Origin of the sequence: Streptomyces sp. NPDC035033 (assembly GCF_040636735.1) — a bacterium.
GTDB lineage: Bacteria > Actinomycetota > Actinomycetes > Streptomycetales > Streptomycetaceae > Streptomyces.
This window is the reverse complement of record NZ_JBEZUZ010000025.1, coordinates 22,192-48,338: the sequence shown is the minus strand read 5'-3', so window position 1 is coordinate 48,338 and position 26,147 is coordinate 22,192. Positions and strand designations below refer to the sequence as shown.

At 71.0% G+C, this 26,147-nt stretch carries 25 protein-coding genes and 3 pseudogenes; 17 read left to right on the top strand and 11 right to left on the bottom strand.

All coding sequences use genetic code 11. The annotated features are described in order from the left end of the window. Nucleotides 1-136 precede the first annotated feature (136 nt). Nucleotides 137-571: a hypothetical protein gene (locus AB0E83_RS13350; protein ID WP_362109773.1), complete on the top strand. Its 435-nt coding sequence runs from the start codon at nt 137-139 to the stop codon at nt 569-571. A 273-nt stretch (nt 572-844) separates the two neighbouring features. Here AB0E83_RS13350 and AB0E83_RS13345 read toward each other — a convergent pair whose 3' ends face one another. Continuing rightward, nucleotides 845-1,804 carry a hypothetical protein gene (locus AB0E83_RS13345; RefSeq protein ID WP_362109771.1) on the bottom strand — a complete coding sequence of 320 codons (960 nt, stop codon included), beginning with the start codon at nt 1,802-1,804 and terminating at the stop codon, nt 845-847. Between the two features lie 743 nt (nt 1,805-2,547). Here AB0E83_RS13345 and AB0E83_RS13340 point away from each other — a divergent pair. Beyond that, the gene (locus AB0E83_RS13340; protein WP_362109769.1) at nt 2,548-3,498 is read left to right on the top strand and encodes an RNA-binding protein; all 951 of its coding nucleotides are present in this window, start codon (nt 2,548-2,550) and stop codon (nt 3,496-3,498) included. A gap of 155 nt (nt 3,499-3,653) precedes the next feature. Here AB0E83_RS13340 and AB0E83_RS13335 read toward each other — a convergent pair whose 3' ends face one another. Beyond that, nucleotides 3,654-4,637 carry a LysR family transcriptional regulator gene (locus AB0E83_RS13335; protein ID WP_362109767.1) on the bottom strand — a complete coding sequence of 328 codons (984 nt, stop codon included), beginning with the start codon at nt 4,635-4,637 and terminating at the stop codon, nt 3,654-3,656. A 71-nt stretch (nt 4,638-4,708) separates the two neighbouring features. Here AB0E83_RS13335 and AB0E83_RS13330 point away from each other — a divergent pair, with 71 nt between their 5' ends. From AB0E83_RS13330 to AB0E83_RS13310, 5 genes are all read left to right on the top strand, one after another. Then, nucleotides 4,709-5,359: a maleylpyruvate isomerase family mycothiol-dependent enzyme gene (locus AB0E83_RS13330; RefSeq protein WP_362109765.1), complete on the top strand. Its 651-nt coding sequence runs from the start codon at nt 4,709-4,711 to the stop codon at nt 5,357-5,359. Nucleotides 5,360-5,470: 111 nt separating this feature from the next. Next, entirely contained in the window at nt 5,471-5,947 is a 477-nt protein-coding gene (locus AB0E83_RS13325) for a DUF1772 domain-containing protein (protein WP_362109763.1), read from the top strand. 547 nt (nt 5,948-6,494) lie between these two features. Then, the gene (locus tag AB0E83_RS13320; protein WP_362109761.1) at nt 6,495-7,235 is read left to right on the top strand and encodes a GNAT family N-acetyltransferase; all 741 of its coding nucleotides are present in this window, start codon (nt 6,495-6,497) and stop codon (nt 7,233-7,235) included. Nucleotides 7,236-7,396: 161 nt separating this feature from the next. Further along, on the top strand, nt 7,397-8,455 hold the full coding sequence (locus AB0E83_RS13315) for a phosphotransferase (protein ID WP_362109759.1): 1,059 nt from the start codon (nt 7,397-7,399) through the stop codon (nt 8,453-8,455). A gap of 114 nt (nt 8,456-8,569) precedes the next feature. Further along, a complete protein-coding gene (locus AB0E83_RS13310) occupies nt 8,570-8,863 on the top strand; it encodes a GNAT family N-acetyltransferase (protein ID WP_362109757.1) in 294 nt (97 codons plus the stop codon). 145 nt (nt 8,864-9,008) lie between these two features. Here the strand turns inward: AB0E83_RS13310 and AB0E83_RS13305 are convergent, their stop codons facing one another. After that, nucleotides 9,009-9,941, bottom strand: coding sequence for a hypothetical protein (locus AB0E83_RS13305; RefSeq protein WP_362109755.1), 933 nt, complete (start codon nt 9,939-9,941; stop codon nt 9,009-9,011). Between the two features lie 451 nt (nt 9,942-10,392). Between AB0E83_RS13305 and AB0E83_RS13300 the strand changes: the two genes are divergently transcribed. Further along, nucleotides 10,393-11,270 (top strand): IS5 family transposase gene (locus AB0E83_RS13300; protein ID WP_362109753.1). Its coding sequence is split into 2 segments (ribosomal slippage): nt 10,393-10,629 and nt 10,632-11,270, totalling 876 coding nucleotides; the frame shifts between segments, so codons are not numbered across the junction. Between the two features lie 23 nt (nt 11,271-11,293). Here the strand turns inward: AB0E83_RS13300 and AB0E83_RS13295 are convergent. Then, a complete protein-coding gene (locus tag AB0E83_RS13295) occupies nt 11,294-11,635 on the bottom strand; it encodes a DUF5713 family protein (RefSeq protein WP_362109751.1) in 342 nt (113 codons plus the stop codon). A gap of 186 nt (nt 11,636-11,821) precedes the next feature. Between AB0E83_RS13295 and AB0E83_RS13290 the strand changes: the two genes are divergently transcribed. The 4 genes and pseudogenes from AB0E83_RS13290 (at nt 11,822) to AB0E83_RS13275 (ending at nt 13,244) form a co-directional block, all read left to right on the top strand. Further along, nucleotides 11,822-12,394 (top strand): GNAT family protein, encoded by a 573-nt coding sequence (locus AB0E83_RS13290; protein ID WP_362109749.1) that lies wholly within the window; start codon nt 11,822-11,824, stop codon nt 12,392-12,394. A 52-nt stretch (nt 12,395-12,446) separates the two neighbouring features. Next, on the top strand, nt 12,447-12,836 hold the full coding sequence (locus tag AB0E83_RS13285) for a transposase (protein ID WP_362109747.1): 390 nt from the start codon (nt 12,447-12,449) through the stop codon (nt 12,834-12,836). Then, a pseudogene (locus tag AB0E83_RS13280) lies at nt 12,737-13,084 on the top strand (transposase); the annotation flags it as partial. The gene AB0E83_RS13285 and the pseudogene AB0E83_RS13280, both read left to right, overlap by 100 nt. After that, nucleotides 12,990-13,244 (top strand): transposase, encoded by a 255-nt coding sequence (locus AB0E83_RS13275; protein ID WP_362109825.1) that lies wholly within the window; start codon nt 12,990-12,992, stop codon nt 13,242-13,244. The pseudogene AB0E83_RS13280 and the gene AB0E83_RS13275, both read left to right, overlap by 95 nt. A gap of 15 nt (nt 13,245-13,259) precedes the next feature. On the opposite strand, the gene AB0E83_RS13270 is transcribed toward AB0E83_RS13275, so the two are convergent. The 3 genes from AB0E83_RS13270 to AB0E83_RS13260 all read right to left on the bottom strand — a co-directional run bounded on the left by AB0E83_RS13270 (nt 13,260) and on the right by AB0E83_RS13260 (nt 15,864). Beyond that, on the bottom strand, nt 13,260-13,661 hold the full coding sequence (locus tag AB0E83_RS13270) for an Imm10 family immunity protein (protein WP_362109823.1): 402 nt from the start codon (nt 13,659-13,661) through the stop codon (nt 13,260-13,262). Nucleotides 13,662-13,998: 337 nt separating this feature from the next. After that, nucleotides 13,999-14,580, bottom strand: a complete 582-nt coding sequence (locus tag AB0E83_RS13265; RefSeq protein ID WP_362109745.1) for a hypothetical protein — start codon at nt 14,578-14,580, stop codon at nt 13,999-14,001. A 1,002-nt stretch (nt 14,581-15,582) separates the two neighbouring features. Further along, nucleotides 15,583-15,864 (bottom strand): hypothetical protein, encoded by a 282-nt coding sequence (locus AB0E83_RS13260; protein ID WP_362109743.1) that lies wholly within the window; start codon nt 15,862-15,864, stop codon nt 15,583-15,585. A gap of 172 nt (nt 15,865-16,036) precedes the next feature. Between AB0E83_RS13260 and AB0E83_RS13255 the strand changes: the two genes are divergently transcribed. After that, the gene (locus AB0E83_RS13255; protein ID WP_362109741.1) at nt 16,037-16,825 is read left to right on the top strand and encodes a class I SAM-dependent methyltransferase; all 789 of its coding nucleotides are present in this window, start codon (nt 16,037-16,039) and stop codon (nt 16,823-16,825) included. Nucleotides 16,826-16,946: 121 nt separating this feature from the next. Beyond that, nucleotides 16,947-17,678, top strand: a complete 732-nt coding sequence (locus AB0E83_RS13250) for a hypothetical protein (RefSeq protein WP_362109739.1) — start codon at nt 16,947-16,949, stop codon at nt 17,676-17,678. Nucleotides 17,679-17,932: 254 nt separating this feature from the next. Here AB0E83_RS13250 and AB0E83_RS13245 read toward each other — a convergent pair whose 3' ends face one another. The 3 genes from AB0E83_RS13245 to AB0E83_RS13235 form a co-directional block, all read right to left on the bottom strand. Next, nucleotides 17,933-18,499 carry a DUF4291 domain-containing protein gene (locus AB0E83_RS13245; protein WP_362109737.1) on the bottom strand — a complete coding sequence of 189 codons (567 nt, stop codon included), beginning with the start codon at nt 18,497-18,499 and terminating at the stop codon, nt 17,933-17,935. A gap of 349 nt (nt 18,500-18,848) precedes the next feature. Next, nucleotides 18,849-21,002 (bottom strand): glycoside hydrolase family 9 protein, encoded by a 2,154-nt coding sequence (locus AB0E83_RS13240; RefSeq protein ID WP_362109735.1) that lies wholly within the window; start codon nt 21,000-21,002, stop codon nt 18,849-18,851. A gap of 451 nt (nt 21,003-21,453) precedes the next feature. Then, entirely contained in the window at nt 21,454-22,419 is a 966-nt protein-coding gene (locus tag AB0E83_RS13235; RefSeq protein ID WP_362109733.1) for a glycoside hydrolase family 6 protein, read from the bottom strand. Nucleotides 22,420-22,775: 356 nt separating this feature from the next. Here AB0E83_RS13235 and AB0E83_RS13230 point away from each other — a divergent pair. Continuing rightward, nucleotides 22,776-23,162 (top strand): annotated as a pseudogene (locus AB0E83_RS13230) (LacI family DNA-binding transcriptional regulator); the annotation flags it as partial. A gap of 95 nt (nt 23,163-23,257) precedes the next feature. Here the strand turns inward: AB0E83_RS13230 and AB0E83_RS13225 are convergent. Then, nucleotides 23,258-23,896: a class I SAM-dependent methyltransferase gene (locus tag AB0E83_RS13225; RefSeq protein WP_362109731.1), complete on the bottom strand. Its 639-nt coding sequence runs from the start codon at nt 23,894-23,896 to the stop codon at nt 23,258-23,260. Between the two features lie 267 nt (nt 23,897-24,163). Here AB0E83_RS13225 and gltX point away from each other — a divergent pair. Both gltX and AB0E83_RS13215 read left to right on the top strand, forming a co-directional pair. Next, nucleotides 24,164-25,357, top strand: a pseudogene (gltX, locus tag AB0E83_RS13220) (glutamate--tRNA ligase); the annotation flags it as partial. Nucleotides 25,358-25,869: 512 nt separating this feature from the next. Beyond that, a complete protein-coding gene (locus AB0E83_RS13215) occupies nt 25,870-26,145 on the top strand; it encodes a WhiB family transcriptional regulator (RefSeq protein ID WP_362109729.1) in 276 nt (91 codons plus the stop codon). Nucleotides 26,146-26,147: the final 2 nt, after the last annotated feature.

Here is a 26,147-nt window from a genome sequence, read left to right as displayed (position 1 = left end):
ACGGCTCTGCGTCTGCGGTGCTGGGAGAAGGGTGGGGCTGCTCCGAGGGGGGCGGTCGTGGGGCTGTCGGCCGGGGCGTGCCGGCTGGGACTTGTCCGATCGATCATGGTGCTGGGCTGTCGGGCATGATGCCCGCGTGAGCATCGTCGTGAAGTTCTTCGTGGCGCCGGACGACACGTCAGCGGGTCTGGCGCTTCGGACCGGGCCGGGCCGGGCATGCGAGTCGCTCCCCTACGGCAACTTCGATCCCGAGGAAGCGGTGATCGAGTGGGAGTGCCTTCTGGCCGGTGACCGCTTCGAGGAGCTCGTCGAGGCCGGTGAGCCTCGTATCGTCGCCGGCCAGGACAACGACGGGTGCCTCGTCTTCGCGCTCTCGCCTCGGCTGTCCACTGCCCTCGCGGACGCGGGGCCCTCCAGGTTGCGGGACGTCGCCGTCGCGTGGGCTCAGCTGCGCGCGGAGGACGGCGAGGTCGTCGACACGGAGATCGCCGAGGCGATCCTGGGGGATCTGGCCGGCCTCGTCAGCAGCGCCCGGCGCCATGGGCAGGGCGTCTACTGCTGGGTCGCGTAGGAGTTCGTGTTCGGAGCCAGGTGGTGACGGTTGCCGTGGTGGCGGTGCCGGGGAAGACATAGCCGCGTTTGTCGTGGTGAGCGGCGGTCAGGGGCAGGGGCAGGGGGGGGCGGGCAGCGGCTGTCCGTGCTCAGGGGGAGACGGGTGGGAGAGGGTGGGACGGTGGTCTTCAAAACCGGGTTTTGAAGACCACCGTCCCCGGCGTACTGGGCGCGCGGCTTCGGCGCCTGAGGGGTAGGTAGCAGGGGGGAGGGCAGGAGGGCTGGGGTGGGGTCACGTTCCATGATCGATCTTTTTGTCCCGCATCAGCTGCTCCAGCTCTGTGTCGGACAGCGGGTGGAGAGTGTCCAGGAGGCGGCGTAGCCCGGGTTCGGGCAGGGTCTCGCTGGTGACCGAGACCTCCGCGTTTCGGTGGCGGCGGGTGAGGGTGACGCCGCGGCCGCCGGGGAAGGCACGGATCTGGGTCATCTCGCCGTGCGCGTCCACGGTGCAGGTCACGGTCTCTTCCCCGGGTTCCGGGCAGCGAGGCGTCGGCGTGAGCGCCGGGCGGACCGTGAGGCCCACGTACCCCAAGTCGTACCCCGCTCTGAGGGAGCGGTAGTCGACGCCGAAGCCGGCCGGGCCGACCCTGGCACGGGAGACCTCCATTCCCGGCGGTGCGTCGCCCAGGTACAGCACCTCCGGGTTCTGCCGGTACCGTGCGACCTCCGCCTCGTTCTGGCGTTGCTGTGCCTGCGCCGGGCCGACGAGAGCTCCGTAGACCACCCCGGCAGCCAGGACGGCCGATGCCCCCAGCCGCGCCCACCGGTGCGGTACGAAGAACGCCGCGGCCACGGCGTACGGCACTCCCGTCAGGACGAGCCGCGTGCCGTCGCTCCCCAGGTCGACGCCCTTCAGGTAGGCGGCCAGGCCGGCCAGTACGCCGAGCGTGCCGAGGACGAAGACGAGCACCGCCCAGCCCAGCCTTTGCGCCGTGGTGCCGCACAGTGGCACCACGGTCCGCACCGGTATGGCCGCCGTTGCCAACAGTCCGACCGCCAACGGCACGCCTAACGCGGCGACCGGCACCATGGCGCCGACACCGCCGCCCCACCCGCTTGCCACCAGTCCGAAAGCGAGTGCCGGAACGGCGGCCGTCATCGCTGCCCAGACCAGGAAGAGGTGCAGGGCCGTCAGTGCTCCTCGGCTACTCGTCATGGCGTGCAGCCTGTCAGCCGGTGCTCCGGCCGACATGAGTACGCGTACTCATGGGCGGGGCCCGGGGGCTTCGGCTGGGCTGCGGTCCTGTGGGCGGGCGCTGGGTCGGTTCCGATCTTTACGGGCTTCTGCTGTTCATGGGCCTCTGTCATCAGTTTTCGCCAGAGGGTGCTCAGGCTTCGGCGGCGGCAGTGGCGTCGCATCGGGCATCGGCCGCCTGATCTGCCGTGCTTCACGGGCGGATTTCAAAACCCGGTTTTGAACCTTTGGCGTGGGCCATCGGGGGAGGGCGGATGCTCCGTGGTGGGGTGGGGTGGGGGAGGGGCGCGTCGCCATGTCCCTTCGCTTCTCCCCTCTTCCTGGTGGTCTTGTCCGGGCGCTTCAAAACCGGGTTTTGAACGGAGGAGGGCTCGATCGGGGACCGCCGGTGTCTTGTGCGCAGGTGCTTGGGCTGGATGCGTTGCTCCTTCTCCTGGGGAGGGGCGGGGCGGGCTGGTGGGCCGGCGGGCGGGTCAGTGGGTGGGGCGGTGGGGCGGTAAGGAGCGGGGAGGTGGTGGGGTTCGGTGAGGTTGGACGTTCAAAACCCGGTTTTGAAGCGTGCCGCGTGAGTGTGTGCGGGGACGGGCTTCCCTTCCGACAGAACCGGACGAGCCGGTGATCAGAGCTGCCCTGCCCCCTGAGCCGCAGGGTCACAGGGGCGCATTACGGCGCGGTCCTGTGTTCCCGGACGAGAACGGGGAAACTACGCTGGCGGTCCTTCTGACCGCACAGGGAGCAGCGTGCCGCCGTCCTTTGTCCACCGGATCACCAAGTACGACCCCGCCGACCGCGATGAACACGGTCACTACATCGGCACCGAGGACACGGTCAGTGACCACGGGCCGGTTGAAGCGGCGTATCTGGCAGCGATCGCAGCCTTCGCGGAGGCCTCGGGTGTCGAGCGGGTGGAGATCCGCGATCCCGAGGTCGCCGGCTTCGTCCACTTCGGACTGGAGCCGCCGGTCGAGGGGTATGGCCTCGGCGGGATCTTCCCGTCCGACCTCACCGGATACCACGACGGGGCCGAGGTCTCCCTACCCGTCGCTCTTGAGCTTGTCCGGGCCATGCTCCGCGACCACGGCGCCTGGTGCCGCCTGGAGGCGGGCGACGTGTTCACCGTGCACGTCGGGTGGGACCAGTACGTGTACGTGGGCAGCGACCGGCCCTGCGCGGACGCCGTGGCCCGTACACGCGAACTCGGCCTCTTCCCGGAAGCCATGACGGCATCCCCCTACGCGGCGCAGTGCGACGAACCGGGAGTGACAGAGGCCGCCGACGAGGACTTCTGGGAGCGCGTGCGCACCACGCTGAACTCGCGACGGACCGCGCTCCTGGAGGAGTCCTACGTCCGCAACGCCACACGCTGGCACCGCCTCACGACGAAGAACCTCGACACGGTGCGCGCCGGCCTCGGCCCCCGCGCCCTTCTGACCGTATGGCCCGACCTGGATTCCGATGTCGGCGCGGTCCTCGCCGCGCTGCCGGAGGAGGGGTCGGTGGAGTTCGTCTGGGAGGCGCAGGACGGGACGATCCGGCACGCGGTCGTCGACGACACCGAGTATCAGGAGCTCGCCGCCTTGGTGTCCGGTGCGCGGGCGGCCTGTGCCCTGCCCATGTACCTCGACGAATGCCACCCGCTGCATTGCGCCGCCCTGCCCGACAGTGATGGTGTGCTGCGCGCCCGATGGTGATCTCCGGCGAACGCCGGGCGGTCAACGCCTGGTCGGATCCCCCGGCGCCGATCACTCTGTGCCGATTGCTCGGTCGGCGTTCGGCAGCTGTGGACCACAGGGTGGTCGGCGCAGTCTCATGCGCCGGCAGCACGTCGGCGGTCTGGGCTCTCGCGCTACGGCGTGGCGGCCTTCGGCAGGGCCTCGCGCAGACGGTCGAGGAGGACTCGGGCCGCGGGGCTCGGGGGGTCGGCGGCAGGCCAGGCGAGGACGATACGGGCGCGCATCCGGGGGCCGGTGATCTCCAGGGTGCGCAGTGGTCCGCCGAGGTCCGGTTCCTCCTCGCCCAGGGGCAGGACGGCGACGCCCAAGCCTCGGGCGGCGAGCTGAGCGAGGACGTGGGGGGACGCTGCCTCGAAGGCGACTCGGGGACGGAAGCCAGCCTGCGCGCAGGCGCGTTCGAGGACCGCACGGACCCCGGTCCCGCGCGGCAGGCAGATCAGCGGGCGGTCCCGCAGGCCTGCCAGGGGGACGGCGGTGCGGTTTGGGGGAGCGGGGAGGGGGTCGCCGGGGTGGTTTGGGGGAGCGGGGAGGGGGTCGCCGGGGTGGTTCGGGGAAGCGAGGAGGGGGTCGTCAGGGGCGACGGCGGCGGCGAGCGGCGTGTCGATGACCGTGCGGTAGGAGATGCCGGGCGGGGGCGTTTCCCAGGTGGGTCCGAGGAGAGCGATGTCGATCTCTCCGGAGAGCAGGGCGGTCTGCATCCGCTCCGAGGTGTCCTCGGTGAGCGCGACCTCCAGCGCGGGGTGGGCGCTGTGGAAGTCCGCGAGGAACGAGGCGATGTCGAAGGCGCGGCTCGTGGCACCGGAGACCAGTCCGAGGGTGACCCGGCCGCGCAGCAGTCCGGTGTGTTCGTCCACGGTCTGGCGTACCGCTTCCACGGCGGCCAGCGCGGCGCGCGCGTACGGCAGGACGGACCGGCCCACTTCGGTGGGGGTCACCGACCGGTGGGAGCGGTCGAGCAGGGGCTGGCCGAGTTCTTTTTCCAGCTGGCGGATCTGGGCGCTGAGGCCGGGCTGGGCCAGATGCAGCCGGGCGGCGGCGCGGGTGAAGCCGCCTTCCTCGACGACGGTGACGAAGTAGCGCAGCTGGCGAAGTTCCATAAGCGATGATTCTAGATCGCAGCACATCAATCTATTGGAAGTATGGATCGGTTGGCCGCAGGCTTGATCACATGGGGAAAGCGACATCGCGCGAGCGCAGGAACGCCGAGGTCAGGGAGTTGATCGCGGCGGAACGCCATGAGCTGGCCGACCTGCTCGACGGCCTGCGGGACGATCAGTGGGACGGGCCGAGCCTCTGCTCGGGGTGGCGGGTCCGTGAGGTGGCCGCCCACATGTCGATGGGGTTCCGGCTCTCCCTGCCGGCGATGATGGGGGAGCTGGTGCGGGCACGGGGGAACCTCCACCGGATGACCGACCGCGTCGCGCGCCGGGACGCGGCCGCGCATTCCACCGCCGAACTCGCCGCGTTCCTGCGGGAGGGCGCGTACCACCCCTGGACGCCACCGGTCGGCGGGTACGTGGCGGCGCTCGGCCACGACGTGGTGCACGGCCTGGACATCACCGTCGCGCTCGGCCTCGACCGGCGTGTTCCCGAGGAGCGGCTGCGCGTGCTGCTCGACGGGGTCCGGCCCAGTGGTCTGAGGTTCTTCGGCGTCGACGTCTCCGGTGTGCGGCTGAGCGCCGAGGACTTGGACTGGTCGTACGGGTCCGGTGCTCCCGTGTACGGAGCCGCCCAGGATCTCCTGCTGCTCGCCTTCGGCCGTAAGCTGCCGCGCGGTCGGCTCCGGGGGGAACCGAGCAGCCGCTTCACCACTGCCTGACCCGATCACCAAACACCGATCACCAACTACCAACCAGCGACTACCAGTCACCAGTTGCTGGTCAGCAATCCCTGATCATCGAGTACCGATCACGTTCACCAGGAGGCCCACGTGCGCACCCGTTTTCTCCAGGGGCTGTCCCTGCTCTCCACCGGGCTGCTCGCCGGTGCCTTCAGCTACGGCGCCGTGAACCTCGTCCCCACCTTCAACGCCGTCCCGCTCGACATGAGACTGGACTTCCACGCCGAGCTGATGAAGATGAACGGGATCACCGTGCAGGGAGCCATGGTGGTCTCAGCCCTCACCTCCCTCGCCCTCTCCGCCCTCACGCGCGGCCGGACACGAGTCCTCGCGGCCACGGCCGGCGCCCTGACCGTAGCGTCCTTCTTGATCACCCGGTTCGGCAACGTCCCGATCAACGGCCGCATCAAGCAGTGGGCCGCCACCGCACCGCCGGCCGACCACGCGGACATCCTGCGGCGCTGGGAACTGTTCAACGACGCTCGTACCCTCACCGCGGTGGTGGCGTTCGCCCTTCTCGTCTTCCTGGCGCTGCGGGAAACCGCTCCCTCCCGAAACTCGCTCTGATCCGGTCCGCATGGTCTACGGCCCCGGCGGAAGGCGAACTCGTCGACGCCGGGCTCTCGCGGCGCCGACTTCGCCACTTCGGTTGGCTCCGAGCGGTCCGGGCAGTCCGTCGAGTAGATGGGTGCGGGTACGGAAGAACCGGGGATCCGTAGTCGCATCGCCGACCTCCGCCCGGTCGGAGGGTGACTTCATACACGTACGTCTCCGGGTAGGAGCGGGCTGTGTGGGACAGAGGCGATGGCGATGGCGGAGGCTCGGGGGAGGGGTGGAAAGGCGTGTGAGAGGCGTGCGAGAGGCGGCAGTCAGGGGATCTGGGGCGGTCGGCCGCGAATGGCGTTCGCGCTTAGGATCGTTCCTGGAGAAGTTGTTTATTTTGCAACTATCTTTGTGGGGTGCCTTGAGAAGCCGAGGTGTCGGCTCTTCTTCGGGCTGACGAGGTGGCCGGGGTTCGGCTGTTCCGATCGCGTCCTTTCTGAGTCCCCTCCGAAGGCCAGGCAGCGTGCGACATACGAGACCGGCGGTCGGCTTCGCCTGCCAGGATCGGGGCATGCCGATGGATCCGCTGTTGCTCAGAGCCCGTGGGTTGTGGGAGGGGCTGGCCCGGGGGTCGGTGTCGTTCGCGCCGGGAGGGGGCGTGAGCGTGGTGGTCTCGCCGGAGTCGGGGCTGTGTCCTGTCGGATGGGTCGGGATGGTGACGCTGGGGGAGTCGGCGTTGGTGACCGTGCCGGTTGAGAAGAGGGCTCTGGCCGTTCGTCACGCGCTGGAGCGACTTCCGGTGGGAGCCCTCATGGACGGCAGTTCGGTGAACGAGGTGCTGCCCGTGGCGAGGGTGCTCGGGCCGGCGGTGCTGTCGTACGTGTCACCAGAGAAGTTCCTCCCGGTGGAGACCGGATCGTTGCGGGTGGAGCGACTTCCGGCTGGCCACCCGGAGTTGCGGCGGCTGGAGGAGTCGGCCGGTGACCAGGACGCGGGGGAGGCGGCGCTGGACGAGATCACGTCGCCCGTCTTCGTGGTCCGCGAGCATGGGCGAGTGGTCGCCGCTGCTGGGTATCAGGGCTGGCCGAGCCGGACCGCTCACCTCGGCGTATTGACCGCGCCGGATGCACGGGGGCGGGGGTTGGCGCGGGTGACGGGTTCAGCGGCGGTTGCGCATGCCCTCGCCGCCGGGCTGCTGCCGCAATGGCGTGCGCGGGCTTCTGCCGCTGCCTCCCGGCGTGTTGCGGCCTCTTTGGGTTTCGAGGAGCTGGGCTTTCAGTTGAGTATCGAACTCGGTCCAGGGCGTGCCTGAGGAATCACCCTGCCAGTCAGCCGTGAGCCGTGAGCCGTGAGCCGTGAGCCGTAAGCCGTCAGTCATCCGTCTGTCCACTCCCTTGTCCTTCAAGACCCCCTCGCCCACTCCTTCTCTCCTCCGCCCCTCCCGTGCGCGGCGTCGTGGCTACGCTCGTCGGCATGCCGAAGCGTGTTCCGTTCGATGAGGTGCTGCTCTCCGCCGTGGGTACTCCCGTGCAGAGCAGACTCCTGGACAGCAGTCCGCGATCACGGGTCTGGCGGGTGCGTTTGGCCGACCGGCGGCTGGTGATCGTCAAGCAGATCGCCGACGGCGGGGACGTGGGCGCCGACGCGGACACCCGCTTCGCGCGGGAGGTCGCCGGGCTGCGTCTGGCGGGGCGGGCTTCCGGACCCGCCGTGGCTCTGGCGGTACTCGCCGCGGAGCCGTCCTCGCGGGTGATGGTTCTTGAGTACGTGGACGACCTCGGCAGAACGGACGACTGGATGCCCGCGTACGCCGAGTCGCTCGCCCGGTTGCACGCCCTGACCGGGCCCGCCGACGCAGGCGCGCTACCGGTCTGGACGGGGCCCACGGCCGCCGACGCGGAGTCCTTCCTCGCCCTGGCCAGGGCGCTCGACGTGCCCGTGCCGTCCACGGTTCCCCGTGAACTCGCCGGTCTCCTGGAGCGGTTGGACCCCACCCCGTACCATGCGCTGCTGCACGGCGACCCCTGCCCCGGCAACGATCTGCGTACCGCCGAGGGCGTCCGCTTCGTCGACTTCGAGCGGGCCTCGCTCGGCAATGGCCTGGTCGAACTCGCCTACTTCCGCATCGGCTTCCCCACCTGCTGGTGTGCCATGTCGGTCACCGCGGCCCCGCTCGCGGAGGTCGAGGACGTCTACCGGACCACCTGGCGCGACCTCACCGGGAAGGACGTGCCGGGCGACCTGGCCGACGCGTGCGCCGGCTGGCTGATTCAGGGCGACGCGCTCGTCGAGCGGGCCCACCGGGGGACGGCCGACCAGCTCGCCCGGCTGCCCTCCGAGGACTTCACGTGGGGTGACGTCTCCGCCCGTGAACGGCTCGTCCACCGCCTGGGCGTGGTCGCCGACATGACCCGCGACCACGATCACCTGCACGCCGTCGGCCGCCTCAGCTCCGCCTTGGCCGATCGCCTGCTCGAACGCTGGCCACGACTGCGTCCGTTGCCGACGCATGACACCCGCCCGTGGTACTGACGAGCGCGTCAGGCCGTGCGGCAGAAGTGAGGCGTCGCCGGTACGAGATGACGTGGCCGGGACGGAGGCTCCCTCTGGTGGGTAGCGTGCTTCGCCACGGCAGATCTTCGTGTGGTGTCCCTGGACGCGATGGTGCGGCGCGCCGGGGTGGGCGGCGTACTGCTGGACGCAGCCGCCCAGGTGGCCCGACAAGCCTGCAGTCGGCGCGTATGGCTGGTCACCACCGACGACCATCTCGACGCGCTGCGGTTCTCTCAGCGGCGCGGCATGCGGATCGTGGCTGTCTCACCGGGCGCGGTCGACGCGGCCCGCGCCTTGAAGCCGTCCATTCCGCTGGTGGGCGAGTACGGCATCCCGCTGCGCGATGAGTTGACGCTGGCGCTGGCGCTGCGACCCGAAGCGCGGTGAACAGCCGCCTGTGATGGCCGTGGTGCGCCGATGGTCGATGGCCGATGGCCGAGGGACGGCATACGGTGGGCGGACGCGGGCCGGGGCTCCGTGGCGTGGCGTTCCGGAACCTCATGAGCTTATGGGACCGGGTCCGTGACCTGCTTCAGATACGTGGCCAGTCCTGCCCGGCGGTCACCTCGCGCGCGATGCGGCGCCACTGCGCCTCCCCGCCGGGCAGGGGCCAGGCCCAGGTGGGCTGTCGCGCGGTGTTCAGGTCGTGCAGGAGGCGGACGAGCCGTGGGCCGGCGGTGGCGGCACCGTCCGGAACGGTAGGGCCATGGACGGCGCGGAGTTCGGCGAAGCGCCTCAGCTCGGACTCGTAGAAGTCCACGGCTTCATCTACGCGCGCGGCCAGGTCCTGGCGCGGCACCGTGCGGTGCAACTGCAGCAGCGGAGGCTCAATGGACTCGGCGATCGCCGCGGCGAGCCGCGCGTGACCGTCCAGGACCACATGGCAGTCCAGGCCGCTGACCCACCACAACAGAACGGGCGGGAGCGTCCCCTCGCGGGCCTGCTTGCGATACGCCTTGACCCGGCTGTCGCCGGCATCGGGCATCGGTCGCAGGGGAAGGACCTCCCACGAACCCGAATGGACGTACCAGTCGATGTATCCGTCCGGATGACCGTCGACGAGCATCGAGCCCCAGTGCTCGGCATGCGAGGTGTCGGCGGGGCGCCAGTCGAGGAGCGGACTCTCGCACGAGAGCAGCCACCGGCCCTCGTGCAACGGGCTGGCCGGTGAGTCGATGAGGTACCGGGCGAAGCGGTGCGCCCACCGCTCGGGGCTGCCCGCCAGAGCGCGCGCCACATCGGCACGCAGCGGAGGAACGCAGGAGCGGTGCTCTTCGGTGCGCCAGAAGTCCACGCCCTGGAGGTGCTCGTCGACGACGGCGAGAAGCACAGGCCGCGACTGCTGGGACATCAGCAGTCGCGGCCCGGCGCTGAACACGCACAGTCCCGGCTGGGGGCGGGCCTGTACGTCCAGGGACAGGCCCGTCCATGAGCCGTCGTCCCACCTGATGTCGCTGCACCGCATGCCGAGAGCGTAGACGGTTGTCACAGGGAGGCCGGTGTCGGTCTTCGGCGGTGGGTGGCTCCGGTCGGAGGCAGGGGTGGTGTCCGTCGAAACTCCCCAGTCCGTTGAACGCCGGACCGAGTGAGGCGACGAGCGGCCCTGGCCGATTCAAGGGCTGTGACCGCGGTTCCGTGAGGGCCACGGGCAGCACTGGTTCGGACGGGTGCCGCTGGGGGGTGATGGCCGATGCCGTCGGGGTCCAGTGCTCCGACCTCATCGGTGGGTTGGCTTCCGGCAGGTGGAAGCGGACCCGCGGCGGTGGCCGTGCCGGTCCGCCATGCCACCGGTCCGGGTGATCGGGCGCGTGTTGATCGGGTGCGTACAGAGGACGTGCCCCTGCGCTGCGTCCGGCGACAGCGGGACGTAGGCCGTGTATCGAAAGTGGATCTTTGGCTGTGAATGATCACGGTTCATGGGTCGGAGAGATCTCACGGACGAGCAGTGGGCGATACTGGAGTCGCTGTTGCCGAGGGGCGCCAGGACGGGGCGGCCGCCCGTCTGGCCCCGGCGGCAACTGATCGACGGCATACGGTTCCGGGTCCGGACCGGCGTTCCATGGCGGGACATCCCCGTCGAGTACGGCCCGTGGAACCGGGTCTACGACCTGTTCCGCCGCTGGCAGCGCAACGGCACCTGGCACCGGATCCTGACACCCGGCTGCAGTCCCTGGCCGACGCGAAGGGGGCGATCACGTGGGATCTGAGCGTTGACTCCACGGTGTGCCGCGCTCATCAGCATGCGGCCGGGGCCCGCAAGCAGGGAGACCTGCAGAAGGAACCGCCGGGCGGTGTGTTCACCGAGCCCGATGATCACGGACTGGGTCGCTCGCGCGGCGGGTTCACCACCAAGCTCCACCTGGCTGTCGAGCAAGGCCAGAAGCCCATGGCGATCGTGGTGACCGCCGGGCAGCGCGGCGACTCGCCGCAGTTCGAGCCGGTGCTGGAGAAGGTCCGGGTGCCCCGCATCGGGCCGGGCCGGCCGCGGGTCCGCCCCGATCGGGTGCGGGCCGACAAGGCGTACGCCTCCCGCAGGAACCGCGCCTACCTACGGCGCCGGGGAATTCGCTGCACCATCCCGGACAAGGCCGACCAGGCACGCAACCGCCAGAAGCGCGGCTCACGCGACGGTCGGCCGCCGCATTTCGACCTGGTCGACTACCGCGAGCGTCACGCGGTCGAGTGCGGGATCAACCGGCTCAAGAGACACCGCGCCGTCGCCACCCGGTACGACAAGCTCGCCGTCCGCTACGAGGCGACTGTGCTCGTTGCGGCCATCGACGAGTGGCTTTGAACGGAGGTAGCTTTTGTCCTGGTTCACCAGTCCCGGTTGGCGGTCAGTTCCTCCGCATCCGCGTCCGTGAACTCGTATGTCGATGCGACGAAGCAGAACTCGTCACAGATCCACTCCCGCGCCACCGTCTCGATCTCGCTTCCGGCCGCCACGAACTCGCTGCCCAGCAGGTTGAACTCCTCCGTCGCAGCCTGAGTGAGTGCATACAAGCTCTCCAGGTCCGATGGTCGCTCGGCCTCGATGCGCTCGCACAGCCGCAGCAGGATCGCCTTCCCCCGGTCGACCACGTGATCAGGGAAGTACGCGTCGTCGTACATCTGCCGCAGGAACGCGTGTCCCGCCACCTGCTGGTTTGTGATCGGCATGGCACTTCCCTACCTCCGCGAAAAGCCGACGCGCCGATCATGCACAGCACCACTGACAACGACGCCCCCATGGACGCCGAACCTCACGCGACCAGGACTTTCACAACAGGCCCTACGAGCCCGAGCCCCCGGCCCGCCGGGCAAACGGATGGCCCGGGGCGGGCGCGGCGCGGCAGGATGCTCCGCATGACACTGCCCACCCCCGAGCTGCGCACCGCACGCCTGCGGCTGCGGCCCTTCACCGACGCTGACGCGGCACCGCTCTACGCGCTGCACAGCAGCGCTCACGTGCTGCGTTACTGGGACTCCCCGCCGTGGACCGAACCGGCTCGCGTCCAGCGCTTCATCGCGATCTGCCGGACGATCGAGGAGGAAGGCACGGGAGCGCGGGTGGCCGTCGAACGCGCCTCCGACGGCGCGTTCATCGGCTGGTGCGGCCTGACCAGCTGGAACCCGGACTTCCGCAGCGCGTCCCTGGGCTACGTCTTCGACGCTGCCGCGTGGGGCCACGGCTACGCCACGGAGACCGCGCACGCCGTCCTGCGGTGGGCGTTCGAGACCCTGGACCTGAACCGCGTCCAGGCCGAGACCGACACCCGCAACGTGGCGTCCGCCCGGGTCCTGGAGAAGCTCGGCTTCGTCCGCGAAGGCACCCTCCGCGAGGACTGCGTCGTCAACGGCGACGTCTCCGACTCCTGGGTCTTCGGCCTCCTCCGCCGCGAGTGGCACCCGAGGGCCCCTCCGACGGCCGGCCGCTAGAGCGTGTCTCTTTGATCGGTTGGTCAGTTGATCGGACATGCCGGTCCGGTTAGTGATCACTGATGCGATGTGGGACCGGATCGAGCCGCTGAGGCCGGCCGATCCGGTCCGCGGTCGGCGGTGGGCCGATCACCGCCGAACCCTGGAGGCCATCGCGTGGAAATACCGCACCTGCTCGCCCTGGCGGGACCTGCCCGACGAGCTCGGATCGTTCCAGACCGCCCACAAACGCCTGATCAGGTGGGCCATGGACGGCACCTGGGAACGCATCCTCGCCGCAGTTCTGGCAGCAGCCGACGCTGATGCCGACATCGGCTGGACCGTCTCGGTGGACTCGACCATCTGCCGAGCCCACCAGCACGCCGCCGGCGCCAGGAAAAGGGGGCTCCAGAGCGGGCCGAACCTGACGACCATGCCCTCGGGTGCTCCCGTGGCGGCCTGAGCACGAAGGTCCATCTCGTCAGTGACAGCCGGGCACGGCCTCTGGCCCTTCACGTCACCGCAGGCCAGGCGGGCGACGCCCCGGCCTTCGAGACCGTCATGGCCGCTATTCGTGTTCCCCGAAGCGGCTCCAGACGACCAAGGAACCGCCCCGATACCGTCCTGGCGGACCGCGCGTATTCATCCCGCGCGATCCGAAGTCACCTCCGCCGACGCGGAATCCGCGCCGTCATCCCCCAGTCGACCGCCGGTCTTCGACGCCGAGGCGTACAAGCAGCGCAACGCCGTCGAACGATGCATCAACCGGTTCAAGCAGCGGCGCGGTCTGGCCATGCGGACCGACAAGCTCGCCATCGCCTACCAGGCCGCATTCCACCTCGCCGCGATTCTTATGTGGACCCGCCGATAGACCCGACCGTCACTGTCAAAAGGCGGCTCGGCTCTCTGAGGATCCCATAAAGCGCATACTAGGGACCTTCAGGTGATTTCCGTACGTGAGAACCTTCTGCATGCCTGCCCAGAGCTCATGGACGTTGATGTCTGGATCGATGCCCAAGACGATCTCTTCAGAGGGCAGTTCCAGTTCCTCCACTGCTTCGGGCCGGAACTGGAGTACAAGTCGGCCCGGTAGCATGGTCACCTCTGCAAGGCCGCCATAGTCGACGCCCTCGCTCTCGGAGACGATGCAGTAACTGTCGAGATCGAGATCTATCTCCTGCGGGCCGGGCTCCTCAAGCATGCGCTGCAGGTCAAAGTAGCGGGCGCCCTCGCTGTCGTTTTCGAGCATGAACACCGTGAATGTTTGCCCGGGAACCGCCTCCTTGATCTCTACATGGCGAATAGTTCAGTACGGCACGTTTCGGTCGGCCAACTCTCATTCCTCTCGTCATCGCTGATCCGCCGATTACAGAGGTCCCAACCGGTTCGGTGGCGACCCAGCGGCAGCGAACTCTTCAGCCAAGAGCATGACGGCCTCATGACCGATTCAAGAGACAGCTCCTAGGACCGAACCCCGCCCGCCTTTCCGTCCGCCACCCCAGCGAAGTCACCGGGGACCGCTGCGTGGCGCGGGTGCTGTCGCTTCTCGGGTTCCGGCTCGCTTTCCGCGACGTGCGCACGGTGGGTGGTGTTCGCTGGGAGAGCAGGGGGACCGGAGGTGGGACTCAGGTGTAGACGATGGGGCAGCCGCGTCGGATCGAGTGCTGTGCAGCGCGCAGGAACAGCGCGACGTAGAAGGTTGTGTCCAGGTCCTTGGTCCAAAGTTCCGTGCGTGAAGCGGCCAGTTCCTTTGCTTCGTGTCTGAACCACGTACTCAGGTCGAGGTTGTCGCATGTTGCCGGGGCTTCGGCTGGCAGTTCGATGGCTGCCGCCAGCTTCTCGGCGAGTGGTAGTACCTGGGGAGCGCCGGCCACCATGGACTCGTGGTCGTCGGATTCGATGGGCAGCCAGATCTCCTCATCGAGGGAGACCGGCACGAGCACGGTCCAGCCGCAGAGGATCTCCGATTCCTCTCGTGACAGATGCGTCTGGCACAAGGTGAGGAACCCGGTCATGTCGGGGGTCAGCTTTTCCTCGAAAGCTTGCCCTGAGCCAGGTGCGAAGTCCGTCTCTGCGGGGACGTCCTTGTAGGGCGGTAGGCCCCGCCGCCTGAGTTCAGCATTGAGCGCCGAAGCAACTCCACCCCATCCATCCTCCTCGTTACCGAACCACTCCTTCACGCCGACGCTCACCAGATACACACCCATGTCGGGAAGCTATCGCGCGCATCTGACATCGATCAGTGAGCCGACAGGACTCGCTTGCGGAGCAGTGCGAAGCCGGTCTGGCCGAACATCTGGCGCTTGAGCGTCTTGTTCCGGTTGACGTGGCCTTCGACGATCCGGAGTTCCAGGGCAGGGCCAGGCCGACGAGGACGGCGTCGAGCCACTGCGGGAGCTGTTCAACCTGGCGGTCGGTGAGCATGGGGGCAAAGGGCCGGACGTGACCAGTCAGGGCATCGAGTTCGGGGCAGTTGGCCAGGACGGCCTTGAGCCGGAGCTGTTCGATCTCGGTCGGTGTCTCGGGTCGGCTGAGGATCCATCTCGTCACCACGCGCGGTGCCGGCGGTTGCTCGGTGACCGGCCGTGGCGAGGTGCGCTTTTCTCGCGGGTATGCGCTGACTCGTCCGTAGCTTCCTTGGTAGCCCAAGGGGACGATCTCCTCCCAGGGCTTCCAGGCGTCGGTGCAGCTCTCGTCCCAGCGTTCGTCCAGGTAGGGCTTGTCCTCGTCGGGGACCGGGGCCCTGCCGTGCTGCCGTTGGCCGCGGAAGAGGTCTTCCGGCTTCGCAGCGTCGGCGAGGCGTTTGACGGTGCGGTGGGTCATCTGGAAGCTGGCGCCCGATGAAGCGGCGGCTGTGACCGCCTTTCAGCAGCGCGTGGAACGTGGCGTGTCGGGATCGGACGCGGTTGGCGAACCGCTCGCCCTGCCATGGCGAGTCCGCCTTCTCCTCGGACAGCACCGGTTCGTCGGCCTTCGCGTCGCGATCGGGGAGCAGGACGCGAAGGCCCTGGCGGTGGCGGGCGGCAGTCCGCTCAGCGGCTTCCCCGAGGTTGTGCCACAAGTGCCGGCGGTCGGAAACCCGCGTCGCCTGGGGCCCCGGCCGCGCGCCCTTCGCGAAGAACGGCGCGCGGTTCCGGCCGACGACCTCGGTTCCGGGGCGCTTCGCCGGCCACTTGGCCAGCGTGGAGGTCTCCCGGTCGGACAACGGATCAAACCGGCCGACGGGTCTCGACGTCGACGAGCACCGTGCCGTAGACGCGGCCCTTGCGCATGGCGTACTCGTCGACGCCGACCACCCGCGGGGTCGGTACTTCGGGTTCGGGCAATGCATCGAGCAGCCGCAACACCGCGCTGCGGCTGATGGACACCCCGAAAGCCCGTGCCATCCGGGCGCCGGCCCGACCGGCGAGGGCGAGACCGGCCGCGGCAAGCGTCGAACGCAATCGCCACGACGCCGCACTGTTGGCCACACCGAGATCGGCACTGGTCATTCTGAGGCATGCTCCCGAAGCTCGATCCGAGCGTCAGCCGCCACTCAGCGTGCGCGTTTCACGGAAAGCGAGCCGGAACCCGGGGAAGGACGGCACTGTCGTTCTCGCGTGTGTTCGGGCCGATCGTGGGGGACCGGTGACTCTGGGGAATCGGGCGCGATAATCTCGGGTCATGTCCGGGACAACGGTGGCGCGCTTCTACGACGAACTGGCCGACGACTACCACCTGATCTACTCGGACTGGGACGCGAGCGTCCGTCGGCAGGGGGACGCTCTGGACGCCCTGGTCGGCCAGGATCGCGCGGCGGTGCTCGACTGTTCCTGTGGCATCGGTACGCAGGCCATCGGCCTGGCGCTGCGGGGGCACCGCGTCATCGGGACCGACCTCAGCCCCCGCGCCGCCGCTCGCGCCGCCCGCGAGGCCGCCCTCCGGGGTCTGAGCCTGCCCACGGCCGCCGCCGACATGCGGCGCCTCCCGTTCACCGACGGCCGGTTCGACACCGTCGTCTGTGCCGACAACTCGCTGCCCCACCTGCTGACGGAAGAGGACGTGCACGCCGCTCTGGCCGAGATGCGCCGCGTGGTGCGTCCCGGCGGCCTGCTGCTGGTCAGTACGCGCCCTTACGACGAGCTGCTGCGCGACCGGCCCGCTTCGACGCCCCCGCAAGTCCATCGGGTCGCCGACCGGGGCGCCGACCGGGCCGGCGGCGGAGAGCGGACCGTCACCTTCCAGCTCTGGCACTGGCACGACGACGGCGAGCACTACGACCTGGAGCACTTCCAGCTCCTTCCGGCAGGCGGAGAATGGCGCGTCCGGGTCCGCCGGGCCACCTACTGGGCCCTCGGGCGAGACCGGCTGGCCGGTCTCGCGGCCGAGGCCGGGTTCGTCGACCCCGAGTGGCGGACGCCGCAGGAGACGGGCTTCTTCCAGCCGCTGCTCGTGGCCCGCGCCGGCGAGTAGCCGGTTCCGACGCCCGCTCCGACCGCCCCCTCACGGGCGGTTGCCGCGCTCTGCCCTCGCGTCGTCGGATGATCGCGTACATGGCAAGATGCCTGGTCCAGGACGAGCACCCGGAGGTCCCATGAACGATCAGAACGCCCCCGCTTCCGCAGAGGGCTTCAGGGTCGTCGCCGTCGATGCCGATGGGCCGGGCCCGCGGCGGTACGTGGGGGGCGGCTACGACCGCATCAGCGGCGACATCCATGTCTACCTGCGGTTCGGCTCTCCGCACCCCGACCCCCACGCCGAGCACGTCACGGTCCTCAGCGCCTCCGCCGGCAACGCCATGGCCGGTGAGGCCCTGGAAGACGCTCTGGAGGACCACCGCCACGCCGGGGAGGGCGGCCCTTCGTCCGGCCTGCCGGCCTCCGAACCCGTCACCCTCACCGCGGACGGGAAGCCCGTGACGTTCGAACTCTGGCGCGCCGGCGGCGACCCCCGCTGGGTCGCCCGGGGACGGGTCGAGAGCACCGAAGTGGTCCTGTCCGGTACGGGGATCGACCCCCGCGAGCTGCGCCTGATCCGCGTGGACGACCTGGCCGCGTACGAGGCCCCGCACGCGTTCCTCCCCGAGAGGGAAGCGATCTCCGCCGCCATGGGAAGCGATCCGTCGGCGGCGGGCCCGGGCCGGCGAGCGCAGCTCGAGGAGGCGGACACGGCGCTGCGCGTCCTGCGCGACATCGCCGCCCGGAACGCCGCTCTCGGGGGGTCGGGCCAAGGGCTGCCCGACGACGAGGCGGAGACGGTGATGCGCGCTCTGAAGCGCCTGGCCCAGGACGCCGGTCCCGGGGACGAGCAGCGAGCAGGGGAATGATCCGGCTCCTCGCCGTCTCGGCCCGCTCCGTACGGGCCTCTGGTGCGAGGCTCGGACTCAGGCCGTCGGTGGGGGAGCCGGTGCGTCGGTGAGGCCCGGGTCTACCGGCCAGTGAGGCCCGGGCCTACCGGCCGTGGCGGCCGGGGCCGGAAAGGGGGGCTCCGCGACCTGGCGCTCGGCCGGTCCAGAGCCAGGGCGTGGGTCGGAAGTGCTCGTGGCGCGGTTGCCGTGGGCGGGCCCTCACCGGTCCGCCGTCAGCTACGTGGGGAAACGACGGCTTCCAGCGTCCGGGGCATCGGGTAGACGCGCTCCGCGGGGAACAGCCGCTGTGCCTTGGCGGAATGCCCGGTCTGTATCAGTGTCGAGGCCTTGCGGATCTGGGGGGTGAGGTCGGTGAGACCGACGATCCAGTCGTCGGTGAACGTGCGGATCAGGTGGCGGCCGATACCGACCTGGATGCTGTAGTGGTTCAGTGCCGCTCCGCGCGGCGAGCGCTCCGGGTCCCACTGGACGTGTACGGGCGCCCGGGCCACCGCCGCCGGGTCGGCGGTCGTCAGCACGGCCTGGGACAGGGCCTCCTCCCAGCCCTCCCGGGTGATCCGCACCGCGAGAACGCGTTCCTGGCCGGGCTTGCGGGCCCAGTTGCTGCGGTGCATCAACCACATGAACGACGGCTTGATCCACGTCATTCGGTGGAACGAGAACGGCGCGACGAAGCGGCCCGCCCGCAGTGCCGCGTCGGCGATGGCAGGTGCATACGCCTGATAGACCACGATCGTGCGAGCGTCGTAGTCGGCACGAATCTGATACTGGGGCGTCATGCGTCGACCCTGCCATCCGGTCCGCCGGCGCGGCGAGCCGATTTCGCCTCACCGCCCCCTCCCACTGCCACGACGCCGCAGGTGGGCGCGGTTGTGACGGGGGGCGTACGCCTTGTCGGCCCGCGTCCGGTCTGGTCCGGTGCGCGGTCTGCCCGGCCCAGGACGCGGAACACGGACCTTGTTCAGGACAAGCTCGGACCGCGGAGGATCGCCCCGCCGTCCGGCCGTGATCATGATGGGCATGGGCTCTTCCGGTCCTGTTCGACGGCCACGTGCAGCGTGGTGGTCAGACCCTTGTGTGAACGGCCGGGCCGGAGACGGGTCTCCGGCCCGGCCGGGTCGTTCGGGGTCAGGCGCAGGCGCTCGCGTTGAGGGTGAAGGCCGTGGGGGAGGGGGTCGATCCGGTGTGGGTCCCCTGGACTCCGAAGCTCACGCTCGCGCCGGGGGCGATCGTCCGGTTCCAGTCCGTGCCGCGGGCGCTGACGGACGGGCCGCTCTGGGTGACGGTGGCGTTCCACGCGCTCGTGACGGTCTGGCCGGCCGCGTAGGCCCAGGCCAGCTGCCATCCGTCCACGGCCGCCGTGCCGGTGTTCCTGACGGTGACGTTCGCGGTGAAGCCGGTGTTCCAGGAGTTGGTCACGGTGTACGTCACCGCGCAGGTGGCGGCGGGCGGTTCGCCGCCGCCGCCGTCGGAGGTCCGCTCGGCGGCGTAGGCGGCGAGCCAGGCCAGCGGGGCGTTCCAGTTCACGGCGACTTCGTTGGTCGAGTACGAGTCGATGTGGTCGATGTAGCAGGCGGCCGGGGCGCAGCCGCGCAGTCGTTCCTGGGCCACCGGGTCCTGGAGCCCGCTGTTCGGCCCGCCCGCCAGGGATCCCGCGGGCGGGTGCGGCAGGGAGGCGTCCAGCTGGTGGGCCCAGAAGCGGTGGTGCTGGTTCTGCGCGGTCGTCTCGCCGTGGCCCGTCACGTACGAGACGCCGAGGGCGTTGCGGCCCAGCAGGTAGTCCATGGTCTCCAGCGCGCCGGCGCGGTAGCGCGCGTCGCCCGTCAGCTCCCCGGCGACGGCCATGACGACGGCGTCGTTGGCGACCTCGCCGTTCGAGCCCCAGAAGTAGCCGTCCGCGGGGACGGGTACGGCGTAGCCCTGGGCGGCCATCCGGTTCAGGTAGCCGTCGGCGGCGGCGGTCACCGAGGCGCGGACGCGGGCCACGTCGGAGGCGGGCAGCCCGGTGGGGACGGTGGCCAGGACGAGCCGGCCGAGCGCGGCGGTGTCCGCCCAGCCGAAGCCGTACGGGCTGAAGGCGTCGGCGGAGGTGTGCCAGGACGAGGAGGTGACCGCGTCCCGGTAGGCGCTCTCGCCGGTCGCCGCGTACAGTTCGGCGGCGGCCCAGTAGAACTCGTCGGTGACCCGCGCGTCCTCGTAGGCCCCGCCTCCCGTGCTGTCCGAACCCGGCGCGTACATCGCGGGGTTGGCCCGGGCGGCGGTCCAGGCCCGGCGGGCGGCCGACAGACAGCGGTCGGCGTAGGCCGCGTCGTACGGCCGGTAGACCCGGGCGCACTGCGCGGCGGCGGCCGCGAGGTTGAGGGTCGCGGCCGTCGACGGGCGGTGGAGCTCGCGCGGCTGGGCGTCCTGGTCGGGGCGCAGCGGCATGCCGGTCCAGGCCGCGTCGTGGACCTTGTGGAACGCCATGCCGGCGTACGGCCTGCCCTCGGGCACCTGCATCCGCATGAGGAAGTCCAGCTCCCAGCGGGCCTCGTCGAGGACGTCCGGCACGCCGTTGCCGCGCTCGGGGACCCGCAGCGTGGAGTCGCCGAGCGCCGCGCCCTTCCCGGCCCGCTCGGCCCGTTCGAAGGAGTTGACCACCAGCCAGGTCGAGAGGCCGCCGTTCACGACGTACTTGCCGTGGTCGCCGGCGTCGTACCAGCCGCCCCTGACGTCCTGCGTGTAGTCGCACACGCCGGCCTGGCAGGGGACGGAGACGTCGCCCTTGTTGGGCGCGACGCCCAGGTGCCCGGCCGGGCGCGCGTAGGCGGAGCCCACCAGGGCGGCGTCGATCGCGATGCCGCTGCGCTGGTGGTGGAAGAAGGCCATCGCGTCGGAGCGCAGGGCGTCGTAGAGGTCCGCGCGGATGTCGAAGGGCGCGCTGCCGCTGCCGTCCACGGTCAGGACGTATCCGGTGCCCGTCGCCCGGTGCGCGGAGAAGTCGGCCACCTGGACGGACTGCCCGGAGGGGGCGTCCGCGCCGCGCGGGACCGTCGAGCCGGAGGCGACCACCGTCCCGGACGCGTTCCGCAGCTGCCAGCCGAGCGCCTGCGTCGCCGTGGTGACGACGGTGGCGCGCTTCGGTCCGTCGGGCAGGTAGCCGACCTGGTTGACGCGTACGGCCGTGGTCGCCGCCGCCGTCACGGCGGGGGAGTCCGCCGCCGCCGGTGCGGTCGCGAGGCCGCCGAGGAGGAGCGCGCCCGTGAGCAGCGCGGCGGATAACGAGGACGTGGTGGGGGGCATGTGCGGCTCCTGCGGGGTGTCGTGGGGCGTCAGCGGGACCGAGCGGGTGGCGCGCGAGCCGGTGGGGACCGAGCTCCCCGACGGCGTGGTGGGAGCGCTCCCAAGGAGTGCCGTGCGCCACCGCGGCCGTGAGGTCGGGGATCTGGAGCGGAGATTAGTGACGCCCGCCGTCCAGCGTCAACGGTCGTGACGGCGGCGGTGCTGGAGTACCGGGAGCGGTCGCGGCCCGGGACGTCGTACGCGACCGGGACGGGGGTGCGGTTCGCCGTGCGGGCCTCGCGGACGAGGCCCCTCGCCTTGGCCCGGGCCTCGTCGGGCGTGCCCTCGGTGAACCACTCGGCCCGCGGCCGGCTCGCGGGGCGGGCCGTGTTCACGGCGTTCGTGAGGTCGCCGTTCGTGAGGTCGGTGAGCGCCTGCTCGGCGGCGGGGTCCGGGCCACAGGGGGCGGATCTCAGTAGCCGTAGATCATCTTGTAGGCGACCTCGGGGAGGAACTGTCCGGCCGTGGAGCCGGTCCCGATGCCGCAGTTGCCGTCGGACTCGCCGGGGGCCTTGATCCACAGCAGCATCTCGGCGCCGCCGCCCAGCCGGGTGGGCGTGCCGATGCGGCGGCCGGCCGCGTTGCACCACTCGCCGTTGGAGCCGTTGCCGTTGCGGCTGGTGTCGACGACGAACGGCTTGGTGTAGCCGTAGCGGGCGGCCAGTTCGCCGTTGACGGCGTTGCCGTAGGCGGTGTTCTGGGCGGTGGTGTAGTGGTTCGAGATGTTGAGGGAGAAGCCGTGCGCCTGCCGGAGCCCGGCGTCGTGGAGGCGCTGGGCCATCGCCGCCGCGCCGATCCAGCCGGGGTTGCCGGCGTCGAGGTAGACCCAGGTGTGGGGGGCCTGGCGGTTGAACTCGGCGACGGCGCCGCTGATCATGCCCTGGCGTTCGCGGATCTGGGTCGGGTTCAGGCAGCCGTAGTCCGCGAGGGAGTCGGGTTCGAGCAGGACGACGGCCGGCCGGTCGGCGACCCCGCCCGCGAACTGGGCGATCCAGGTCGCGTAGGCGGAGGGCGACGAGGCTCCGCCGCCGGAGTGCCCGCCGCACGAGTCGCGGAGGTGGATGTTGTACGCGACCAGGACGGGCAGCTTGTCCTGCTGGTCCGCCGCGCCGACGTACGCGCCGGTCGCGGTGCCGATGGTGCCGCTCCAGGAGCCGAACCAGCGGGCCGTCGGCGTGCCGGCGAGGGAGGCGCTGATCGCGGGGGCCCGGCCGTCGCCGGGGTTGGCGGCGGCCCACTTCTTCGCGCTGGAGTCCGGGTCCACGTAGAACCCGCTGGTCATGGTGGTGGGGTCCGCCGCGTGGGCGGACGGGGCGGTGGCGAGCGCCAACGGCAGCGCGGAGAGGGCTGCGACGAGGGCGCGGATTCGGCGGCGCATGGCTGTACCTCGGTTTCCTGGCGGCGGACGCGCCGCACCGCTCTCGTCCCGAGCGGGTGCGGCGCACTGAGGAAGTGCGGTGGTACGAGGTCCCCGGTGTGAGGCCGTGGCTCCGCTCTCGGGGACACCGGCACGCCCCGGACGTACGAGAATCCTGGGAGCGCTCCCATCGGAAGCGGTTCCGGTCCGCGGTCGGTGGGTCCGGGGCGTGGCCGTATCGTGTGTTCCGCTGATCGTCACTGTCAAGTGGCCGTGTGTCACCGGCACTTCACATGACGGCGATCCCCCTTTACGGTCCTGGCACGGGAAGCGCTTCCAGCCCTCCAGGCGTTCAGGCCGCGACAGGAAGGCGGATCATGGCCGCGGACGTGCCGCGCCGGCAGCCGACCCCCGACGAGGTGGCCGAACCGGCCGGCGTCTCGCGGCCGGTGGCCTCGCGCGTGCTCAACGACGCCCCGCACGTCAGCCCCGCCGAAAGCGAGGCGGTCGAACGGGCCGTCCACCGGCTCGGATACGTACCGAACCCGACCGCCCGGGCGCCGGCGACCCGGCAGACCGGCGCGGCCGCCCTGGTCGTCCCGGGGGAGGACCCGTCGATCTTCGCGGATCCGTTCTTCGCCCAGGTGATCGTGGGGGCCTCGGCGGCCCTGGAGGACGCCGACCTGCACCTGATGCTGTGTCCGGCAGCCTCCGACCGGGGGCGCGGGCGGGTGGAGCGGCTGCTCCGGTCCAAGGGGGCGGACGTCCGCGGCTGTTTCCTCTGGCCCCTGCTCGACAACTTCGAGTGGGCCGACGGGTACGCCAAGCGCGACGAGCGAACCGCCCGAGGATCTCCGGCTCAGGTCACCGGGGGGCGGCGGGCCAGGACGTGGGCGTCGAGGAAGCCCCGGGGGGAGGCCGGGTCGTGGAGGAGGCGGGCGGTCGTGGTGAGGCCGGCTTCGGCCAGCAGGTCGGTGAACCGGGTCACCGGCCAGCTGTAGGCGGGTGTCACCTTGTGGTCGAAGCGGATCGGTTCCGGGTCCTCGGTGCCGAAGAACGAGACCAGGAGCAGGCCGCCCGGGGCCAGGACGCGTGCCTGTTCGGCGAGGAGGGCGGGCAGTTCCGCCGGCGGGGTGTGGATCGTCGAGTAGTGGGCCAGTACTCCGCCGAGGGCGCCGTCCCCGACCGGCAGGGCCTCCATGCGCGCTTCGTCGAACCGCAGTTCCGGGTGGGCCCGCCGGGCGTGGGCGACCATGGCGGGGGAGAGGTCGAGGCCGAAGGCGTCCAGGCCCAGGTCGCGCAGCAGGGCCGTCAGGTGCCCGGGGCCGCAGCCGACGTCGGCCGTCCGGGGGTTGCCCGTGTCGCGTACCAGCTCGGCGAAGGTGGCGATCATGTTCCGCGTGAGCGGCCGCGTCTCCAGCCGGTCGGCGAACATCGACGCGTACAGCTCGACGACCCCGTCGTAGGCCGCCCTGGTCCGCTCCTGGTGTTTCAGCACGGGGAGGAACCTAACACCCGGGCCGCTCGCGGCCGTTCCGTCCGGATCGTGCGGCTCGACCGGGCCCGAGCGTCCGGCCGGCCGGACGTCCGGACGGCCGGTCCCGGGCAGGTGCCGCCGCGCGGGTGCGCCGGGGGCCGCGCCGGCGCGCGGGCCGTCCTCGCCGGTCCGGAAGCGGGGTCCGAGCGCCGGGGCGGTGGCGTCGGTAGGCTGGAGGGCATGTCCGCTGCTCCGGTCCGTGTGCGTTTCGCCCCGTCCCCGACCGGCATGTTCCATGTCGGCGGTGCGCGGTCCGCCCTCTACAACTGGGCGGTGGCGCGGCAGTCCGGGGGCACGTTCGTCCTGCGGATCGAGGACACCGACGCGGCGCGGAACAAGCCGGAGTGGATCGACGGGATCGTCAACGCGCTCGCGGCGATCGGCATCCACGACGCGGACCCGGCCTTCGAGGGGCCGTACTTCCAGTCGCACAACGCCGGCCGGCACCAGGACGCGGCCCGGCAGCTGTTCGCGGCCGGGCGGGCGTACTACTGCGACTGCACCCGGGAGCAGCTGAAGGAGCGCACCGGGTCGGACCACCTCGGGTACGACGGGTTCTGCCGGGAGCGGGGGCTGGGCCCCGCGGAGGGGCGGGCGCTGCGGTTCCGGACGCCGGACGAGGGGGAGACCGTCGTGGTCGACCTGGTCCGCGGGGCGCCGGCGTTCCCGAACAGCGCGATCGAGGACTTCGTGATCGCCCGGGGCGACGGGTCCCCGGTCTTCCTGCTCGCCAACGTCGTCGACGACCTGGACGAGGGGATCACGCAGGTCATCCGTGGCGAGGAGCACCTGTCGGACACGCCGAAGCAGCAGCTGCTGTGGGAGGCGCTCGGCGCGAAGCCGCCGGTGTGGGCGCACCTTCCGGTGATCGTGAACGAGAAGCGGCAGAAGCTGTCCAAGCGCCGCGACAAGGTCGCGCTTGAGGACTACCTCGCCGAGGGCTTCCTGCCCGAGGCGATGGTGAACTACCTCATGCTCCTGGGCTGGGGACCCGGCGAGGACCGGGAGATCATGCCGTACGAGGAGCTGGAGCGGCTCTTCCGGATCGAGGACGTCAACACCGCGCCGGCCTTCTTCGACGTGAAGAAGCTGACGGCGTTCAACGGCGACTACATCCGCGCGCTCTCGCCGGAGCAGTTCGCCAACGCCTGCGCTCCGTGGCTCGTCGCCCCGTACGCGCCGTGGGCCCCGGAGGCGTTCGACAAGGACCTCTTCGAGGCGGCGGCCCCGCTGGCCCGGACGCGACTGGCGCTGCTGTCGGAGATCACCAGCTACGTGGACTTCCTCTTCCTCGACGAGCCGGTCGAGGACGAGGCGTCGTGGGACAGGGCGATGAAGGCCGGGGCAGGCGACATCCTGGCCGACGCCCGTGCCGAGCTGGCCACCGTCCCCGACTGGAAGGCGGACGGCCTGAAGGCCGTGGGGGGGGGGCGGGGGGCGGCGCCCGGCCCCACAAAAGGGGAAGGCCCGCGGGGCCCCCGCGGGCCGGCGGCGCGGACGGCCGGCGGCGGATCCGCCCGGCGGGTGCGCAAGCCCCGGGACGGCGCTTCCGGTGTGAAGGAAATCACGTGGCGTGAAGACGCCGGGACCGGGAGGATCGTCGGCTCATCACGTCCGGCGGGTCGTACGGGGCGAGCGCGTCGAACCGCGCGCGTCCGCGGGACGCGGGGGCGCGGTCCGGGCACCGGCGCTCGCACCGTCCGGCCTGCCGGAAGCGGTCGCCTCCACGGGGCCGGGGCCCGCCTCGCGGCCCCGCTCGGGTCGCGGCCCCGGGACCTGACCGGCCCGCCGGACCGTCCCCGGACGCCCGGCGGGCCGGAGCGGGTGCGGCCGGGCCGGGCGAGGGGGTTCCCGGCGGCGGATCCGGGGCGTCCGACGCGCCGCATTGATCGGACGTTGACGGTGTGTTTAGCGCTCCGCGTCAGGGTGGAGCCATGCAGACCGAGACCGACGTCCTGACCTTCCCGGCCCCCCGACCCGCCGCCGACCTCGCCTGGCGCGAGGACGCGCTGTGCGCCCAGGCCGGACCGGAGTTCTTCTTCCCCGCCCCGGGCTCCTCGACCCGCGAGGCCAAGCAGCTCTGCGGCGCCTGCGAGGGCCGCCTCGCGTGCCTGGAGTACGCGCTCACGCACGACGAGCGGTTCGGCGTGTGGGGCGGGCTCTCGGAGAAGGAGCGGCTGCGGCTGCGGCGGAGCGGCGGCCGGGGCTGAGG

What these genes read in the sequence shown, in the direction of transcription:
- AB0E83_RS13345 (WP_362109771.1), bottom strand. Translation starts at nt 1,804, where the DNA reads ATGTCGGCCGGAGCACCGGCTGACAGGCTGCACGCCATGACGAGTAGC.
- AB0E83_RS13335 (WP_362109767.1), bottom strand. Translation starts at nt 4,637, where the DNA reads ATGGAACTTCGCCAGCTGCGCTACTTCGTCACCGTCGTCGAGGAAGGC.
- AB0E83_RS13330 (WP_362109765.1), top strand. Translation starts at nt 4,709, where the DNA reads ATGGGGAAAGCGACATCGCGCGAGCGCAGGAACGCCGAGGTCAGGGAG.
- AB0E83_RS13320 (WP_362109761.1), top strand. Translation starts at nt 6,495, where the DNA reads ATGCCGATGGATCCGCTGTTGCTCAGAGCCCGTGGGTTGTGGGAGGGG.
- AB0E83_RS13315 (WP_362109759.1), top strand. Translation starts at nt 7,397, where the DNA reads ATGCCGAAGCGTGTTCCGTTCGATGAGGTGCTGCTCTCCGCCGTGGGT.
- AB0E83_RS13305 (WP_362109755.1), bottom strand. Translation starts at nt 9,941, where the DNA reads ATGCGGTGCAGCGACATCAGGTGGGACGACGGCTCATGGACGGGCCTG.
- AB0E83_RS13295 (WP_362109751.1), bottom strand. Translation starts at nt 11,635, where the DNA reads ATGCCGATCACAAACCAGCAGGTGGCGGGACACGCGTTCCTGCGGCAG.
- AB0E83_RS13290 (WP_362109749.1), top strand. Translation starts at nt 11,822, where the DNA reads ATGACACTGCCCACCCCCGAGCTGCGCACCGCACGCCTGCGGCTGCGG.
- AB0E83_RS13265 (WP_362109745.1), bottom strand. Translation starts at nt 14,580, where the DNA reads ATGGGTGTGTATCTGGTGAGCGTCGGCGTGAAGGAGTGGTTCGGTAAC.
- AB0E83_RS13260 (WP_362109743.1), bottom strand. Translation starts at nt 15,864, where the DNA reads ATGACCAGTGCCGATCTCGGTGTGGCCAACAGTGCGGCGTCGTGGCGA.
- AB0E83_RS13255 (WP_362109741.1), top strand. Translation starts at nt 16,037, where the DNA reads ATGTCCGGGACAACGGTGGCGCGCTTCTACGACGAACTGGCCGACGAC.
- AB0E83_RS13250 (WP_362109739.1), top strand. Translation starts at nt 16,947, where the DNA reads ATGAACGATCAGAACGCCCCCGCTTCCGCAGAGGGCTTCAGGGTCGTC.
- AB0E83_RS13245 (WP_362109737.1), bottom strand. Translation starts at nt 18,499, where the DNA reads ATGACGCCCCAGTATCAGATTCGTGCCGACTACGACGCTCGCACGATC.
- AB0E83_RS13240 (WP_362109735.1), bottom strand. Translation starts at nt 21,002, where the DNA reads ATGCCCCCCACCACGTCCTCGTTATCCGCCGCGCTGCTCACGGGCGCG.
- AB0E83_RS13235 (WP_362109733.1), bottom strand. Translation starts at nt 22,419, where the DNA reads ATGCGCCGCCGAATCCGCGCCCTCGTCGCAGCCCTCTCCGCGCTGCCG.
- AB0E83_RS13215 (WP_362109729.1), top strand. Translation starts at nt 25,870, where the DNA reads ATGCAGACCGAGACCGACGTCCTGACCTTCCCGGCCCCCCGACCCGCC.